The sequence below is a fragment of the Pediococcus pentosaceus genome, from assembly GCF_001437285.1.
Taxonomy (GTDB): domain Bacteria; phylum Bacillota; class Bacilli; order Lactobacillales; family Lactobacillaceae; genus Pediococcus; species Pediococcus pentosaceus.
Genome location: NZ_JQBF01000002.1, coordinates 155,860 through 170,262, shown reverse-complemented (window position 1 = coordinate 170,262; position 14,403 = coordinate 155,860). Strand labels below are relative to the sequence as shown.

Here is a 14,403-nt window from a genome sequence, read left to right as displayed (position 1 = left end):
GGTTTATTTACTTTTATTGAGCTTGGTTTAATAAAATTTCTACCGTGTTATTTAGTTCCGCAACCTTAACTTCGACTGCTTCCCCTGTCTTACGTAACTTGACTTCAACAATGCCTTCAGAAGCTTTCTTACCAATGGTAACACGAAGTGGGATTCCAATTAAGTCTGAATCCGCAAACTTAACTCCGGCACGTTCCTTACGATCATCTACTAATACATCGTAACCTGCTTTAGTTAGTTCTCCGTTAATTTGGTCAGCAATTTCCATTTGTTCCGCATTCTTGGCATTAACTGGAATTACATGGACATCATAAGGAGCAATATTCTTAGGCCATACAAGCCCATTTTCATCCGATTGTTGTTCAGAAACAGCTGATAGTAAACGACTCACCCCAATTCCATAACAACCCATAATTACTGGGATTGCTCGTCCGTTTTCATCTAGTACCTTAGCATCCAAAGCTTCAGAGTACTTTGTTCCAATCTTGAAGATATGACCAATTTCGATTCCCTTAGTGAATTTCAAAGCACCCTTACCATCCGGAGCAAGTTCGCCTTCACGGACAGTACGAATATCAGCATATTCATCAACGGTAAAATCGCGTTCAACATTAACATTTTTCAAATGGAAACCATCTTCATTAGCACCAACAACGCTGTTAACCATTTGTTCAATATATTTATCTGCTACAATCTTTAAATTTTCTGGTTTGTTTTCAAGTACTGGACCAAGCGAACCCACGTGCGCACCTAGAAGTTCAAAGGCTTCTTCCTCCGTTGCTTCTCGAACCTCATCAGCGTGCAAAAGATTTGTAAGCTTAACTTCATTTAGTTGATCATTACCACGTAGTAAAGCCAAAACAGGTGCTTCATCGACAATTAAAACCATAGTTTTAATTAAACGGTTGCTATCCACATCTAGCTTAGCAGCAACTTCATCAATTGAATGCGCATCATCAGTAGCCACTTTAGTAAGTTCTTCTTGATTTTCATGCATTTGAAGATCTGTGTAGACACTACTTGCCATTTCTAAGTTAGCAGCATAATCGCTTTCTTCTGAGTAAGCGATTGTATCTTCACCAATAGAAGCAATAGCTGAAAATTCTTTGGAATCTCGACCACCCATTGCTCCGGCGTCACCCACGATTTCACGGAAGTTAAGACCACAACGTCTAAAAATGTTTTGGTAAGCTTTTTCGAAATCACGGAAACTTTGGTCTAACGTTTCTTCATCGGCGTGGAAAGAATAAGCATCTTTCATTAAAAATTCACGGCCGCGTAGTAATCCATAACGAGGACGATCTTCATCGCGATATTTCATTTGGATTTGGTATAAAGAAAGTGGAAGTTTCTTGTATGATTTAACTTCGTCTCGAATCAATGTAGTCATGGTTTCTTCGTGTGTTGGTCCAAGAATAAAATCACGATCATGACGATTCTTAAATTTATAGAGTTCTTGACCATATGTTTCATAACGGCCTGATTGCTTCCATAATTCAGCTGGTAAAACCGCTGGAGTTAACATTTCAACGGCGTCGATTGCTTCCATTTCTTCACGCACGATTTTTTCAATCTTACTAATCACTTTATAAGCTAATGGTAAGTATGCATACATTCCGGCCGAAATTTGACGGATGTATCCTGCCCGAAGCATCATTTTATGACTTAAAACTTCGGCATCATTTGGAACTTCCTTTACAGTAGGAATAAGAATTTTTGATTGTTTCATAATTGAATTTGAACTCCTTAAGTTAATTTAAAAAAAGTATCTTTGAATATCATTCCAAGTAACTAACAGCATTAATATCATTAAAAATCCAAAGCCAATTAGCGTAATCACATTTTCGGTTTCAACTTTTAAAGGTTTTCTTCGAATCATTTCAACGAGATTTAGGAGAATTTTTCCTCCATCCAAAGCTGGAATTGGTAATAAGTTAACAATCCCCAAGTTTAGGGATAGAAAACCAAGCACATACAGCACTGACATGAAGCCTTGATGGGTAGCTTGAGAGGTCGTGGCATAAATTGCAACAGGACCGCCTAAATCATTCAAACTAAAGCCATGTAGCATCTGTCCTAAAGCGGTAAACAAACTCTTAGCCATTTGCCAAGTTCCAGTGAAACCATATAAAACTCGCTTACCTAAATTAGTTGTCATGGATGATTGAACACCAATCATACCCACTTTTTTACTACCATTACTTGCTAACTTAGGTGTTAATGTGATTTTCTTTGTTTGCTTTTGACGTAATACTTCTAAAGTCGTTTTTTGATTTGGACGAGCTGAAACTGCCTTAGATAGTTGACTCCAATTATCTGTTTTTTGTCCTTCAACTCTAACAATACGATCATTATTTTTAATTCCTGCTTTTTGAGCAACACCATTTTCAACGACTTGTACTTGGTTAGTATTAGCCGGAACTGCTCCCTGCATAACTCCCATTATCGCAAAAACAACGATGGCCAAAACAAAATTATTAAATGGTCCAGCAAAATTAGTAATTAGTCGCTGCCAAATCTTAGCAGATTGAAATTGAACATCACGCGGTGCAATTCGAACTTCTGTCCCGTCGGATTCGACTATCGATGCATCATGATCAATTTCAAAATGTTTAACTTCGTCTTCGTTACCATTTTCATAACCTTCAATGAATAATTTATCTTGTAAGTCAAAACTGGTTACATCAACTGGAATGCCCATCAAATTTTGAACTTTACTAGAAGTATTAATAATCGTCACTTGTCCAGTATTATCCGTGGTTAATGTAACATGTTGTCCCGCTTTCAATTCATCTTCTTGTTCATCGAGTCCCGCCATTCGAACATAACCACCAATGGGAAGAATCCGTAAAGTATACGTAGTTCCATTACGCTTCAAATCAACAATTTTAGGACCCATCCCAATTGAAAATTCACGAACTAAAATACCGGACTTTTTAGCAGCAACAAAATGCCCATACTCATGGACAACAACTAAAATTAAAAATACAACAATAAAGGTAATAATCGTAGTTATCATAAATAACTCCTAACTGGCAAATTTTATAGTAAACCTAATAAATATGCCATTGGCAATACTAGCAATAGACTATCAAAACGGTCAAGGATTCCTCCATGACCTGGTAAGATACGACCAGAATCTTTAACACCGTAATAACGTTTAAGAGAAGATTCTATTAAGTCTCCTAACTGACCTGCAATTGAAAGGAATAGCGTCATTAAAATTGTAGCTAGAATTCCATAATGGATTAGTCCCGTTACTGAGAAAATAATTCCAACAATAACTGCAACTATGGTTCCGCCAATGGAACCTTCCCAAGTCTTATTGGGGCTAATTTGAGGAGCAAGTTTAGTCTTACCAATCTTTCTTCCGACTAAGTAGGCTCCACTGTCTGTACTCCAGACGGTTAGTAGCAGATACATTAACATTCCTAAGCCCACCGTTCGAGCTTGAACAAACATGTTAAATCCGAATCCAATGTATAGCATTGTCAATGTTAATACACCAGCATCATCGAAATTGAAACGATTTTTACTGAAAACAACTCTCACCATCAACGCAATGGCAAAAATCAAAGAAACAAATGGTGTATTAATTTGGCTCGGTAAGTCGTGCATCCATGACTTAGGGGCAACCAAGAATAACGTTCCTAAGATACTAATAATTGCTTCAGGAGTTACCAACAAAATTCGTTTCATAATTAAAACTTCACTCATTGCCACCACGGCTAGGGCCAAGGCTGCAATCTCGATTAATGTTCCTCCAAGAAAGACAATTGGAATAAAAATTATTAACGCTACTACGGCAGTAATTACTCTTTGCTTCAAAATTAATTCCTCACTTTTTAATTGCACCAAAACGTCGATCACGTTTTTGATACTCTTTTATCATTTCAATAAAGATTTTTTCGTCGAAATCTGGCCAAAGTGTGTCAGTAAAGACTAACTCACTATATGCAATTTGCCAAAGTAAGAAGTTCGAAATTCGCTCTTCTCCACTGGTCCTAATCAATACATCTGGATTAGAAAGTTCGCCTAAAAAATTAGTTTGTAGATGGTTTTCAATAACCTGCTCATCAATTTTATCCACGTCCAATTGTTTGGTATTAACAGCTTGAGCAATTGACTGGACCATCTTGGTAATTTCGTCCCGACTTCCATAGTTAAGAGCAAAATTTAAAATCATCTTTGTACCTTGTGCGGTGTCCTCGATCGCTTTTCGTACAGCATCTTGAGTCGCTTGGGGAAGGCCGTCGATATCTCCAGTTACTCGAACCTGGACCCCCTCTTCAATCAATTCTGGAACAAATTTATTGAAAAAAGTAATCGGTAATTTCATTAAGAATGAAACTTCATCTTGGGGACGTTTCCAGTTTTCCGTCGAAAAAGCGTATAAGGTTAACACCTTTACGCCCAACTTACTAGCACTTTTAGTAATAGTCTTAACGACTTCCATTCCTCGCTTATGACCAGCAACACGTGGCATAAATCGTTTCTGAGCCCAGCGTCCGTTACCATCCATAATAATGGCAACATGCTTTGGAATATTTTCATTTAATTCTGTTTCAAGTTTTTGATTCATTTTCATCAAAAAACCTCCAAGCTAATGGTTATTATTTTACCAAAAAAAAGCTACAAAATCATTGTTCTGTACAAATAAACGGACAACGACTATTAAAGATACGTCAAACATCTTCAAAACTACCTAAAAACACATGATTTTTATTGTACCATACCAAATTTTGATACTTTTTGGTTGAAGTTGGAATTTTTCAATAACCAGTAAAGCACCCCAAAAGTTGAGTTTTCACTACAATTCTTGGGGTGCTTTATCAAAAGTTAATACTAGCCTTCAAGGACTTCTTTTTCCTTATTAGCTACGATTTCGTCTACAACTTTAATTGCTTTATCCGTACTATCTTGAGTTTGTTTTTCTAAATCATGGAATTCATCATCATTGTAGTCGCCATTTTTATTAGCCTTTTTCAAAGTGTCCATTGCATCACGACGAATATTACGAACTGCTACTTTAGCTTTTTCGCCTTCTGCTTTAACATTCTTGGCTAAATCTTTACGGGTTTCTTCAGTTAATTGAGGAACTACTAAACGAATTGCCGAGCCATCATTAGCAGGATTAATCCCTAGATCTGACATTAAAATAGCTTGTTCAATGTCGTTCAATACGCTCTTATCATAAGGAGTAACTAACAATACTCGTGGTTCCGGAATGGTAATTGAAGCCATTTGATTAAGTGGAGTTGGAGCTCCATAATAATCCACTGAGACTTTATCAAGTAATGAAGCATTAGCACGGCCAGCACGGATTGAACCTAAATCACGTTCTAAAACATTCTGTGCCTTTTGCATTTTTTCTTCAGCTTTTTGGATTATCTCATTTTTTGCCATTATTCTTCTCCTCTAACCGTTGTTCCAATATTTTCACCTGCAACAACCTTTTTAATGTTACCTGCTTGGTTTAAGTTGAAAACAACTAATGGAATATTATTCTCCATCGAAAGTGAACTTGCAGTAGTGTCCATAACATTAAGTCCTTTATCAATAATATCCATATGTGTTAATTCGTCAAATTTAACTGCATCAGGGTCTACGTTTGGATCGGCAGAATAAATACCATCTACGCCGTTTTTAGCCATTAAAATTGCTTCCGCCCCAATTTCAGCCGCTCTTAAAGCTGAAGTTGTATCAGTTGAGAAGTATGGGCTACCTGTACCAGCAGCAAAGATTACTATGCGATTCTTTTCAAGATGACGAACGGCCTTACGACGAATGTAAGGTTCAGCGATTTGACGCATTTCAATGGAAGTTTGAACGCGAGTTGGAACTCCTAGTGATTCTAGGCTATCTTGAAGTGCTAAAGCATTCATAACCGTACCTAGCATACCAATATAGTCAGCTTGAACACGTTCCATTCCAAGCTGTTCACCAGTTTCTCCACGCCACATGTTCCCACCACCAACAACGATGGCAATTTGTACTCCTAGGTCATGCACGTCACGAAGTTCTTCAGCAACCTTTTGAATTACTGGTGGATTAATACCTGTTCCTTTATCTCCAGCAAGTGCTTCACCACTCAGCTTCATTATTACTCGCTTGTATTTAACTTCCGACATATTACGGCCTCCTATGTTTAATTTCCTTCATTAATTCTATCATAAAAATGCGGCAAACCACACTGTTATTACGTGTAAAATCCTACAAAAAAGCGAATTAATTGAGCTAAACTCATATTAATTCGCTTTTTAAATATCCAAAAACTCTGGGTTTTATTGGCCCATTTCCTTACGAACTTCTTCAGCAAAGTCAACAGTTTGTTTTTCGATACCTTCACCAACTTCAAAGCGGATAAATGACTTAACTTTACCACCCTTTGAAGCAACATATTTAGCAACTGTTTGGTCAGGATCTTTAACATATTCTTGATCATCTAAACTAATTTCAGCCAAGAACTTGTTCAAACGACCAGTAACCATCTTTTCGATGATGTTAGCTGGTTTGCCTTCACCTTCAGCTTCTTTGCTAAGTACTTCACGTTCGTGGTCCAATACCTCAGCAGGTACTTGGTCACGGTTAACATACTTAGGGTTGATAGCTGCAACGTGCATAGCAACGTCTTTAGCAGTTTCTTCATCAGCACCTTCAAGCAATACAAGCGCTGCAATTTTACCACCCATGTGAAGATATGAACCGAAATGTTCGTTTTCACCCTTTTCTAAAGTAGCAAAGCGACGAAGAGAAATCTTTTCACCAATTACTTGAGTTGCTTCGATGATATCATCATTCAAAGTACCCTTTGGTGACTTCAATTTAAGAGCAGCATCAACATCTGCAGGTTTTTCAAGTGCAACTTGTGAAGCAATTTCCTTAACTAAGTCGATGAAACGATCGTTTGATGCAACAAAGTCAGTTTCTGAATTAACTTCTACAATTGCAGCTGTGTTGTCATGCATTTCAACATCTGCAAGACCTTCAGCAGCAACACGGTCACTCTTCTTAGCAGCCTTTGCAATACCTTTTTCACGGAGAAAATCAACTGCTTTGTCCATGTCACCTTCTGTAGCAACAAGTGCTTTTTTAGCGTCCATCATACCAACACCGATTTTATCGCGTAATTCTTTTACTAATTTAGCTGAAATACTTGCCATTTTTATGGCCCCCTTAGCTTTTTATATTACTAATACCAATTTGTGATTCCGTAAAAAAAGGCCGCGCGTAATCTCAGGCCTAAAAGGTCTCAAATCACGACAGCCTAAGTGATAATTATTCTTCGTTGCTTCCTTCTTCAACAGACTTCTTCAAGTCTTCAAGAGAGTCCTTGCTTACGCCTTCAGCGACTTCTTGTGAAGCTTCTTCTTCGTCTTCACCTTGGCGACCTTCGATAACAGCGTCAGCCATCTTAGCAGTGATTAAACGAACGGCACGAATAGCATCATCATTTGATGGGATAATAACATCAACTTGATCTGGATCAGAGTTTGTGTCGACCATAGCTACAACAGGAATATTCAATTTTTGAGCTTCCTTGATAGCAATTTGTTCCTTACGAGGATCAACAACAAACAATACGTCTGGAGTATGAGGCATATCTTCGATACCACCCAAGAATTTTTCAAGCTTGTCTTTTTGCTTGTTCAAAAGAGCAACTTCTTTCTTAGGTAGACGATCAAATGTACCGTCTTCTTCCATTGCTTTCAAATCTTTCAAACGCTTGATACGTTTTTGGATTGTGTTCCAGTTTGTAAGAGTTCCACCTAACCAACGATGGTTAACAAAGTATTGACCAGCACGTTTTGCTTCTTCTTCGATAGCAGTTTGTGCTTGCTTCTTTGTACCAACAAAAAGAACTACACCATCATTTGCAGCAACATCTTTAACGAAGTTATATGCATTGTCAATTAATTTAACAGTTTTTTGTAAATCAATGATGTAAATACCATTACGTTCAGTAAAGATAAATGGCTTCATCTTAGGGTTCCAGCGACGTGTTTGGTGTCCAAAATGTACACCAGCTTCAAGCAATTGTTTCATAGAAATAACAGACATGTTATTTTCCTCCTAGTTTTTCCTCCTTGATTATCTACGGTTTCGGGACTCAAACTAGTTGAGCACTCCGTCAACTTCCAATCAAGTGTGTTTTTGACCTACAGGCCGAATATAATTTTAACCTAACTAAAGTCGCATTTCAAGCTAAATATTAGTCAAACTTAACTTCATTTTTTGCAGCACCTTTTTCAATTAGTGCTTTATTATTTTCAAGAGCAATTTGTACCATATTTTTAACTGCTGGCTTAGTATAAAAAGCCGCATGTGGTGTGATTTTTACATTACGTCTACTGTATAAATCATTAAATACGGGATCATTGATTGGGTCATTTTGGTGATCCACATCAAAAACACCTACTTCGTCTTCATAGGTATCTAGTGCCGCACCAGCCACCTTACCACTATCTAAAGCCTTAAGTAATGCCTTCGTGTCAATCAAGCTACCGCGAGCAAAATTTAGAACAAATACCCCATCATGCATCTGTGCGAACGCTTCATCATTTAACATATGGTAGTTATCTTTTAAAGCGGGAACATGTAAGGTAATAACATCTACTTGACGATAAAGTTCTTCAAGCGAGTCAACATAGATTCCTTCTTTTTCAAGTTCTGAATTTCGGAAAACATCATAAGCAATCACTTTAGCTCCAAAGCCTTTAAAGATATTAATGGCCGCACGCCCAATTCTTCCGGTACCAATAACTCCCACTGTCATTTGGTTAAGTTCTAGAGCAATATCTGGTTCCCATCTGAAATCACCACGAGCCATCTTAGCATCAAATTCTGGAATTCGACGAATTAAAGCTAGGAGTTGGGTTACTGAAAGTTCTGCAATCGCCATTGGAGAGTACGCTGGAACATTGGTAATCTTAATATTATTTCGCTTTAAAGCCTCAACTGGAACATTATCAACACCAACGTTACGAAGCGAAAAGGCATGAATCCCGAATTCATTCATTTTATCGAACAAATCATCTGTATAAGGTTTCTGTTGATATGCAACAACTCCGTCATAACCCTTAGCTTGTTCAATCGTGTTGGAGTCCAACAATTCGCTAACAGCCTTTACTTCAATTTTATTATCTTTAACCCATTCTTCTAGGTAAGGTTTTTCGTCATCTCGAATGCCATAAGCAATAATTTTCATCAAAAATTCTCCTCTCAGACTTGGCTAAATAATTTGTTTTACATACTGTATCATGATTCAAAAAATATTACAGTATTCAAACTATTAAATTAGTCGTTAATCGCCTTAACTGTACCACTATTATTTTAAATTTGTTAATGAAATACCGTTCTTTTTAAGAAATTTAATTTTACTACTTCGCGTTCGTTGCTTGAACTGATATTCTGCAGACATTGCGTCATGCTGATTATCAAACGATTCAAAATAAATTAATTGAACTGGTCTTCGAGCCTTAGTATATTTGGCACCTTGTCCCTTATTATGGCGTTCAACGCGGTTAATAAGATTTATGGTATAGCCACCATATAAAGTGTTATCCGCACAGCGTAAAACATAAAAATAAAATCCGTTAGTCAGTGGAATTTCCATATAATAACTCCTTAATTGCTTTAGAGTATTCCAACCCCTCATAAATAACTATTGGTGGTAAGATTCTAGTTCCATTAGGCTTACCGTCTTTAATCGCTTCGATTAAAACCATATTAGCTTCATCTCCTGCGTGAGAATGTGCAAATTGAATTCGTTTAGGTGCCAATCGATTTTTAACTAATTTGGTTAAAATTTCAGGTAGTCGATCCGGTCTATGTACCAAAAATAATTTTCCGTTCATTTTTAACATCTTTTGACTCACCTGAAGAACTTCCTCTAATGAAGTCGTTAATTCATGCCGAGCAAGTGCCAAATGTTCATTGGGATTTTTCTTGCTACTAGGTAAATCTTCAAAGTAAGGTGGATTACAAACAATGTTATCTATGGAATCAGCATTAATTTTTGTTAACGCATCTTTCAACGGCATGTTGTAAACATCATAACGGTCAGTTAAATCGTTCAACTGAATACTCCGCATTGCCATCTCTGCTAATCGTGACTGAATCTCAACCATTGTCACATGGCCGGCAGTCTTTTTTGAAAGAAATAAACCCACTGCTCCATTTCCAGAGCAAAGATCGACAATTTTAGTCTTACTAGCCTTTTTAACCTCAGCAAAATTGGCTAATAATACCGCATCAAGTGAGAATGAAAATACTGATGGACTTTGAATAATCTGAATATCATCGCGATATAATTGATCAATTCGCTCGTCACTTTTTAACTCAACTTGCATTTAAAACTCCTTTTCTTTACCAATACTTCATAATATAATCAAATTAATAAATATATGAAAGTACAGGTTATCTTATGTTTTATTCATTTATTAAACACTTTGTTTCTTCATTGATATTTCTTATTAATGGGAAACCTGATGTACACAACTCAGAACGTTTACCAGAAGGTAGTTATGTGTTAGTAGCTCCCCACCGCACGTGGTTTGATCCAGTGCTATATGCCCTAGCTGCTTATCCGCAAAGATTTTCTTTTATGGCTAAAAAGGAACTCTTTCAAAATCGGTTTTTAAGCTGGTTAATTACTAAATTAAATGCTTTTCCTGTTGATCGTCAAAATCCGGGTCCTTCAGCCATTAAAACCCCGGTTAAGATTTTAAAAAAGGGAGAATTATCAACCATTATTTTTCCTTCAGGAACTCGACATTCCCAAGAGCTTAAAAATGGTGCTTTCGTAATTGCCAAATTAGCTAACGTCCCCATTGTACCAGCTATTTATCAAGGACCATTAACCTTTAAAGGACTATTTACTCGTCAAAAGATTCATATCAACTTTGGTGAACCGATTACTATTGATCGTAAAACGAAAATGAATGACGAAAACTTAGCAATGCTAGAAGAAGAATTAAACAATGCTTTTGTTAAACTTGATAATGAAGTTGATCCTACGTTTAAATACATTGACATTTCGAATAAAGAAACAAAAAAAGCGTCCAAATAATGGACGTTTTTTTATTTCTTAGATTGATTTTGCATCGCAGTCATCATTTGATGGAGCTTCTTTTGTGATGGCTTTTGACCCATCTGAAGCATCATTGTTCTAAGCATATCCTCGTTAATTGGGGGGTTATTCTTCAAATAATTCTCCATGTAACGACGAGCAAAGAAGAAACCACCAACTGCACCAACAAGCAATGCGATGATTACAATCATAATCCAAATTCCAGTTGACATTTACAATCCTCCTTACCAACGACTTACCTATTCATTTTACACAAAAACGGCTAAAAACAAAAGCCCCGTTCTAATCGTCACGTAAGCCCTTTTTTCGTTGAACTTCTTTTACCTTTTCAGGTGTGACTTCTTTGCCTTCTTTATCAAAAATTTGCATCATTTCAACTTGACTTCTGAAACTCTCTCGGAACTTCTTCAAATATTTTTGACGCAGATCTTTTCGCTCGATAATCTCTAAGTCACTAAGCCCTTCTTCTTTTGCTTTTTTAGCAAGTTCATTGATTCTCTTAATTAATTTTTGCATTTCTTGATCGGCCATAATAAATCCCTCCGTTATTAGTAGTTTAATCATACTATGGAAAGCTCTTAATTTCAATTTTTAAGGCGAACGTTTGTTTGAGTATTAGGCTTTTTTATGATAAAATAACAACAAATATTTATGAGGTGAAAAAATGGCAAAAAATATCAGCACTAAGCAACTCAGCGTTCTGGAATATATTTATAAAACAGTTAACGCTCAAGGATATCCACCTACAGTGCGTGAAATTGGTAGTGCCATTGGACTATCATCTACTTCCACTGTTCATGGACACATTGATCGTTTACAAAAAAACGGCTTTTTAGAAAAGGATCCTACTAAGCCCCGAGCTCTAGAGGTAACAAAATTAGGTTTAGACGCTTTAGGAGTACAAGATAAAAATCCTACTATTCCCTTACTGGGAGTAGTTACTGCCGGTGAACCAATTTTGGCTGTTGAAGAAGCTACAGATTTCTTCCCTGTTCCTCCAGAGTACGAAAATGATAGTAGTAATTTGTTCATGCTTACCATCCGAGGAGAAAGTATGATTAATGCCGGTATTTTATCTGGTGATCAAGTTATTGTTAGAAAACAATCTACAGCCGACAATGGCACCATTGTAATTGCTATGACTGATGAAAATGAAGCAACTTGCAAACGATTCTATCGAGAATCCGATCACATTCGACTTCAACCAGAAAATGATACGATGGCCCCAATTATTTTGGACAACGTGACTATCCTCGGTAAAGTTGTTGGTTTATTTAGAGATAACATCTACTAGATGTGACTTTCCTATTGATTTATTATGTTTTTCAAAGCATACTATTGTTAATGCGATAAATCATTTTGGAGGGTTACTATGCTTTACGTTTTAGTTTTAGCATCAATTACATTATTACTTGGATTTTTTCAATTTTATTCATCAATTAGGAACCGAGGCTCCATTTTTTTAAGCTCACTTTTAGTGATTATCCCCCTTGCTGTTGTTATTTTCTCAGCAAGAAATGTGATGGAAACTTCACATAAAAGTTCTGGCTCTAAGACCAACTCAACTTTAATTGCTAGTAAAAAATCAAGCTTGAAGGACGATAAGTTGGAAATGATTAAAAGCGAAAGTGTTGCCTCTTCATCTAAGGCCCAACAGGTGCAACAAGTCCAGGCTAGTCTTACTAAATCTTTTAAATCGTTTGGTACTGTTACATATGATCCATCTGCCAAAACATTTAGTGTTTCAGCAACCGATAAAGACACTAAAAAAGTTTTCAATCAGTTGATCGAAAATCCTGACCAAATGAGTAATAGTAATTTTAAAGATATCCAAGATAAATTTGTTGAGGTTTCAAAATCCCTCAAAAAAGAACTTGGTAAGGGATATGCCGTTCAATTAAATCAACCTGACAAAAATAAAGCGATGATTATCGCGAAAGACGGTAAAATTGTTTACAGCATCTTCTCATAAAAAATGGCAACTTAGGTTTAAACCCAAGTTGCTATTTTTTTAATTTACTTTTTCATAAATCCGTTGTTGTTGTTGTTGTCCCTTCAAAACAAATGGTGCAGGATCGTTTTCAAATTCAGTTCTGTAGTCCGCTGTTTGAGGTTTCATAAAACTACGATAGATTTGTTCATATTCAGCCACTGAGACTGAAGTTCTTTGATCCAAAAATGCAATTTCTTCATCTGTAACATACTTTTCATATCCTTCAACGACTTTAGCAGAATAAAACTCACCTTCTGCACCAGAACCATAACTAAACAAGCCAATTTGGTCGCCTGCTTTTAAATTGCGGGCATGTAATAATGACAACAGACTCAGATACAATGAACCTGTATATAAATTTCCTACCTCACGATTCAAATAACGACTCTCCTCAAAATGTTCTAATAAACGTTCTTTTAAATCATCATTATCTAGGTCTTCAATTACGCTTCTTAAAGCTTTAAGCCCCATCTTAGTGTAAGGTAAATGAAAAACAAGAGCGGTAAATTTATCAATCTCTTCGCCCGTTTTTTCGAGGTAATTTTCGAAGGTTTCTTTGAAGAAATTAATAAATTCGGCTGATGAATACTTACCATCAACTAACGCTTCACTACGATTTAATGGACGCCAAAAATCCATAATATCCTTAGTTAAATGGGCACTTTGCGTTCCAATTTCAAGGAGATGAGGATTAGCGCTCATAATTATCGCGATTGCTCCTCCACCTTGAGTTTTTTCTCCTAATGTACCAATTCCATAGCGAGCAATATCCGATCCTACTAGTAAAACTCGACTTTCCGGGTGTAAAGCAATATGCCCCATTGCCATTTGAATTCCGGCAGTTAAACCAAAACAAGCTTGCTTTAGCTCAACACCACTCGCTGATGAGTTAATTCCTAATAATGACTGTAAGTAGATTGCTCCTGATTTAGAATTATCTACACCAGATTCAGTACCGAACAAAATCAAATCAATTTTTTCTTTTTCGTTATCATCTACTATTTTTAATGCTGCATTAGCTGCTAGTGTTACTGAATCTTGTGAATTTCGGATTACAGCTTGTTTTGATTGTCCAATACCAATCAAGTATTTATTCGGATCTTCGTTACGAGCCTTTGCAAGATCCTCCATCGGTAAATATAAATCACTCGTAAAAAAGCTCATCTTATCAATTCCAATTTTCAAAACCAATCCTCCAAAGCTTAATCCTAAATTTTTTATCTATTAAATTTTAGCAGACCCCTATCTGTTTATCAAAGTTCAGCTTATTTCTTAGGTAAACCTTAGCAATATCTTTTCCTTTAAAATATTAAAAGCT

17 protein-coding genes are annotated in these 14,403 nt (G+C 36.5%); 3 read left to right on the top strand and 14 right to left on the bottom strand.

Annotated features, from left to right (window positions below; all coding sequences use genetic code 11):
* Positions 1-13 precede the first annotated feature (13 nt).
* The 11 genes from IV86_RS02675 to IV86_RS02625 all read right to left on the bottom strand — a co-directional run bounded on the left by IV86_RS02675 (position 14) and on the right by IV86_RS02625 (position 10,352).
* Entirely contained in the window at positions 14-1,729 is a 1,716-nt protein-coding gene (locus tag IV86_RS02675; protein ID WP_002833612.1) for a proline--tRNA ligase, read from the bottom strand.
* A 27-nt stretch (positions 1,730-1,756) separates the two neighbouring features.
* On the bottom strand, positions 1,757-3,019 hold the full coding sequence (gene rseP / locus IV86_RS02670; RefSeq protein WP_002833611.1) for an RIP metalloprotease RseP: 1,263 nt from the start codon (positions 3,017-3,019) through the stop codon (positions 1,757-1,759).
* Between the two features lie 23 nt (positions 3,020-3,042).
* Positions 3,043-3,828 carry a phosphatidate cytidylyltransferase gene (locus IV86_RS02665; RefSeq protein ID WP_029257928.1) on the bottom strand — a complete coding sequence of 262 codons (786 nt, stop codon included), beginning with the start codon at positions 3,826-3,828 and terminating at the stop codon, positions 3,043-3,045.
* A 10-nt stretch (positions 3,829-3,838) separates the two neighbouring features.
* Positions 3,839-4,588, bottom strand: a complete 750-nt coding sequence (locus IV86_RS02660) for an isoprenyl transferase (protein ID WP_011673316.1) — start codon at positions 4,586-4,588, stop codon at positions 3,839-3,841.
* A gap of 257 nt (positions 4,589-4,845) precedes the next feature.
* Positions 4,846-5,406 carry a ribosome recycling factor gene (frr, locus tag IV86_RS02655; protein ID WP_002833608.1) on the bottom strand — a complete coding sequence of 187 codons (561 nt, stop codon included), beginning with the start codon at positions 5,404-5,406 and terminating at the stop codon, positions 4,846-4,848.
* Positions 5,406-6,131, bottom strand: a complete 726-nt coding sequence (gene pyrH, locus IV86_RS02650; RefSeq protein WP_002833607.1) for a UMP kinase — start codon at positions 6,129-6,131, stop codon at positions 5,406-5,408. The genes frr and pyrH overlap by 1 nt, the downstream gene beginning before the upstream one ends.
* 153 nt (positions 6,132-6,284) lie before the next feature.
* Positions 6,285-7,163, bottom strand: coding sequence for a translation elongation factor Ts (tsf, locus tag IV86_RS02645; protein ID WP_002833606.1), 879 nt, complete (start codon positions 7,161-7,163; stop codon positions 6,285-6,287).
* Between the two features lie 115 nt (positions 7,164-7,278).
* Entirely contained in the window at positions 7,279-8,061 is a 783-nt protein-coding gene (rpsB, locus tag IV86_RS02640; RefSeq protein ID WP_002833605.1) for a 30S ribosomal protein S2, read from the bottom strand.
* A 151-nt stretch (positions 8,062-8,212) separates the two neighbouring features.
* Positions 8,213-9,208 carry a D-2-hydroxyacid dehydrogenase gene (locus IV86_RS02635; RefSeq protein WP_029257927.1) on the bottom strand — a complete coding sequence of 332 codons (996 nt, stop codon included), beginning with the start codon at positions 9,206-9,208 and terminating at the stop codon, positions 8,213-8,215.
* 120 nt (positions 9,209-9,328) lie between these two features.
* The gene (locus tag IV86_RS02630; RefSeq protein ID WP_002833603.1) at positions 9,329-9,616 is read right to left on the bottom strand and encodes a GIY-YIG nuclease family protein; all 288 of its coding nucleotides are present in this window, start codon (positions 9,614-9,616) and stop codon (positions 9,329-9,331) included.
* Entirely contained in the window at positions 9,597-10,352 is a 756-nt protein-coding gene (locus tag IV86_RS02625; RefSeq protein ID WP_002833602.1) for a tRNA1(Val) (adenine(37)-N6)-methyltransferase, read from the bottom strand. Before IV86_RS02625 ends, IV86_RS02630 begins: the two co-directional genes overlap by 20 nt.
* A 74-nt stretch (positions 10,353-10,426) precedes the next feature.
* Between IV86_RS02625 and IV86_RS02620 the strand changes: the two genes are divergently transcribed.
* Entirely contained in the window at positions 10,427-11,071 is a 645-nt protein-coding gene (locus tag IV86_RS02620; protein WP_029257926.1) for a lysophospholipid acyltransferase family protein, read from the top strand.
* A gap of 11 nt (positions 11,072-11,082) precedes the next feature.
* Here the strand turns inward: IV86_RS02620 and IV86_RS02615 are convergent, their stop codons facing one another.
* Positions 11,083-11,304 carry a YneF family protein gene (locus IV86_RS02615; RefSeq protein WP_002833599.1) on the bottom strand — a complete coding sequence of 74 codons (222 nt, stop codon included), beginning with the start codon at positions 11,302-11,304 and terminating at the stop codon, positions 11,083-11,085.
* Positions 11,305-11,374: 70 nt separating this feature from the next.
* Entirely contained in the window at positions 11,375-11,623 is a 249-nt protein-coding gene (locus tag IV86_RS02610; RefSeq protein WP_002833598.1) for a DUF896 domain-containing protein, read from the bottom strand.
* Between the two features lie 133 nt (positions 11,624-11,756).
* Between IV86_RS02610 and lexA the strand changes: the two genes are divergently transcribed.
* Together lexA and IV86_RS02600 are read left to right on the top strand one after the other, a co-directional pair.
* Positions 11,757-12,386: a transcriptional repressor LexA gene (gene lexA / locus IV86_RS02605; protein ID WP_002833597.1), complete on the top strand. Its 630-nt coding sequence runs from the start codon at positions 11,757-11,759 to the stop codon at positions 12,384-12,386.
* Positions 12,387-12,464: 78 nt separating this feature from the next.
* Entirely contained in the window at positions 12,465-13,064 is a 600-nt protein-coding gene (locus IV86_RS02600) for a hypothetical protein (protein WP_011673312.1), read from the top strand.
* 39 nt (positions 13,065-13,103) lie between these two features.
* Here IV86_RS02600 and IV86_RS02595 read toward each other — a convergent pair whose 3' ends face one another.
* Positions 13,104-14,270 carry a hydroxymethylglutaryl-CoA synthase gene (locus IV86_RS02595; RefSeq protein WP_002833595.1) on the bottom strand — a complete coding sequence of 389 codons (1,167 nt, stop codon included), beginning with the start codon at positions 14,268-14,270 and terminating at the stop codon, positions 13,104-13,106.
* Positions 14,271-14,403: the final 133 nt, after the last annotated feature.

Excerpts from the sequence above, each read along its gene's own strand:
- frr (WP_002833608.1), bottom strand. The coding sequence starts at position 5,406 with ATGGCAAAAAATGAGATAATCCAAAAAGCTGAAGAAAAAATGCAAAAG.
- IV86_RS02675 (WP_002833612.1), bottom strand. The coding sequence starts at position 1,729 with ATGAAACAATCAAAAATTCTTATTCCTACTGTAAAGGAAGTTCCAAAT.
- IV86_RS02630 (WP_002833603.1), bottom strand. The coding sequence starts at position 9,616 with ATGGAAATTCCACTGACTAACGGATTTTATTTTTATGTTTTACGCTGT.
- rseP (WP_002833611.1), bottom strand. The coding sequence starts at position 3,019 with ATGATAACTACGATTATTACCTTTATTGTTGTATTTTTAATTTTAGTT.
- IV86_RS02635 (WP_029257927.1), bottom strand. The coding sequence starts at position 9,208 with ATGAAAATTATTGCTTATGGCATTCGAGATGACGAAAAACCTTACCTA.
- IV86_RS02660 (WP_011673316.1), bottom strand. The coding sequence starts at position 4,588 with ATGAAAATGAATCAAAAACTTGAAACAGAATTAAATGAAAATATTCCA.
- IV86_RS02625 (WP_002833602.1), bottom strand. The coding sequence starts at position 10,352 with ATGCAAGTTGAGTTAAAAAGTGACGAGCGAATTGATCAATTATATCGC.
- IV86_RS02620 (WP_029257926.1), top strand. The coding sequence starts at position 10,427 with ATGTTTTATTCATTTATTAAACACTTTGTTTCTTCATTGATATTTCTT.
- tsf (WP_002833606.1), bottom strand. The coding sequence starts at position 7,163 with ATGGCAAGTATTTCAGCTAAATTAGTAAAAGAATTACGCGATAAAATC.
- IV86_RS02610 (WP_002833598.1), bottom strand. The coding sequence starts at position 11,623 with ATGGCCGATCAAGAAATGCAAAAATTAATTAAGAGAATCAATGAACTT.
- pyrH (WP_002833607.1), bottom strand. The coding sequence starts at position 6,131 with ATGTCGGAAGTTAAATACAAGCGAGTAATAATGAAGCTGAGTGGTGAA.
- rpsB (WP_002833605.1), bottom strand. The coding sequence starts at position 8,061 with ATGTCTGTTATTTCTATGAAACAATTGCTTGAAGCTGGTGTACATTTT.
- lexA (WP_002833597.1), top strand. The coding sequence starts at position 11,757 with ATGGCAAAAAATATCAGCACTAAGCAACTCAGCGTTCTGGAATATATT.
- IV86_RS02615 (WP_002833599.1), bottom strand. The coding sequence starts at position 11,304 with ATGTCAACTGGAATTTGGATTATGATTGTAATCATCGCATTGCTTGTT.
- IV86_RS02600 (WP_011673312.1), top strand. The coding sequence starts at position 12,465 with ATGCTTTACGTTTTAGTTTTAGCATCAATTACATTATTACTTGGATTT.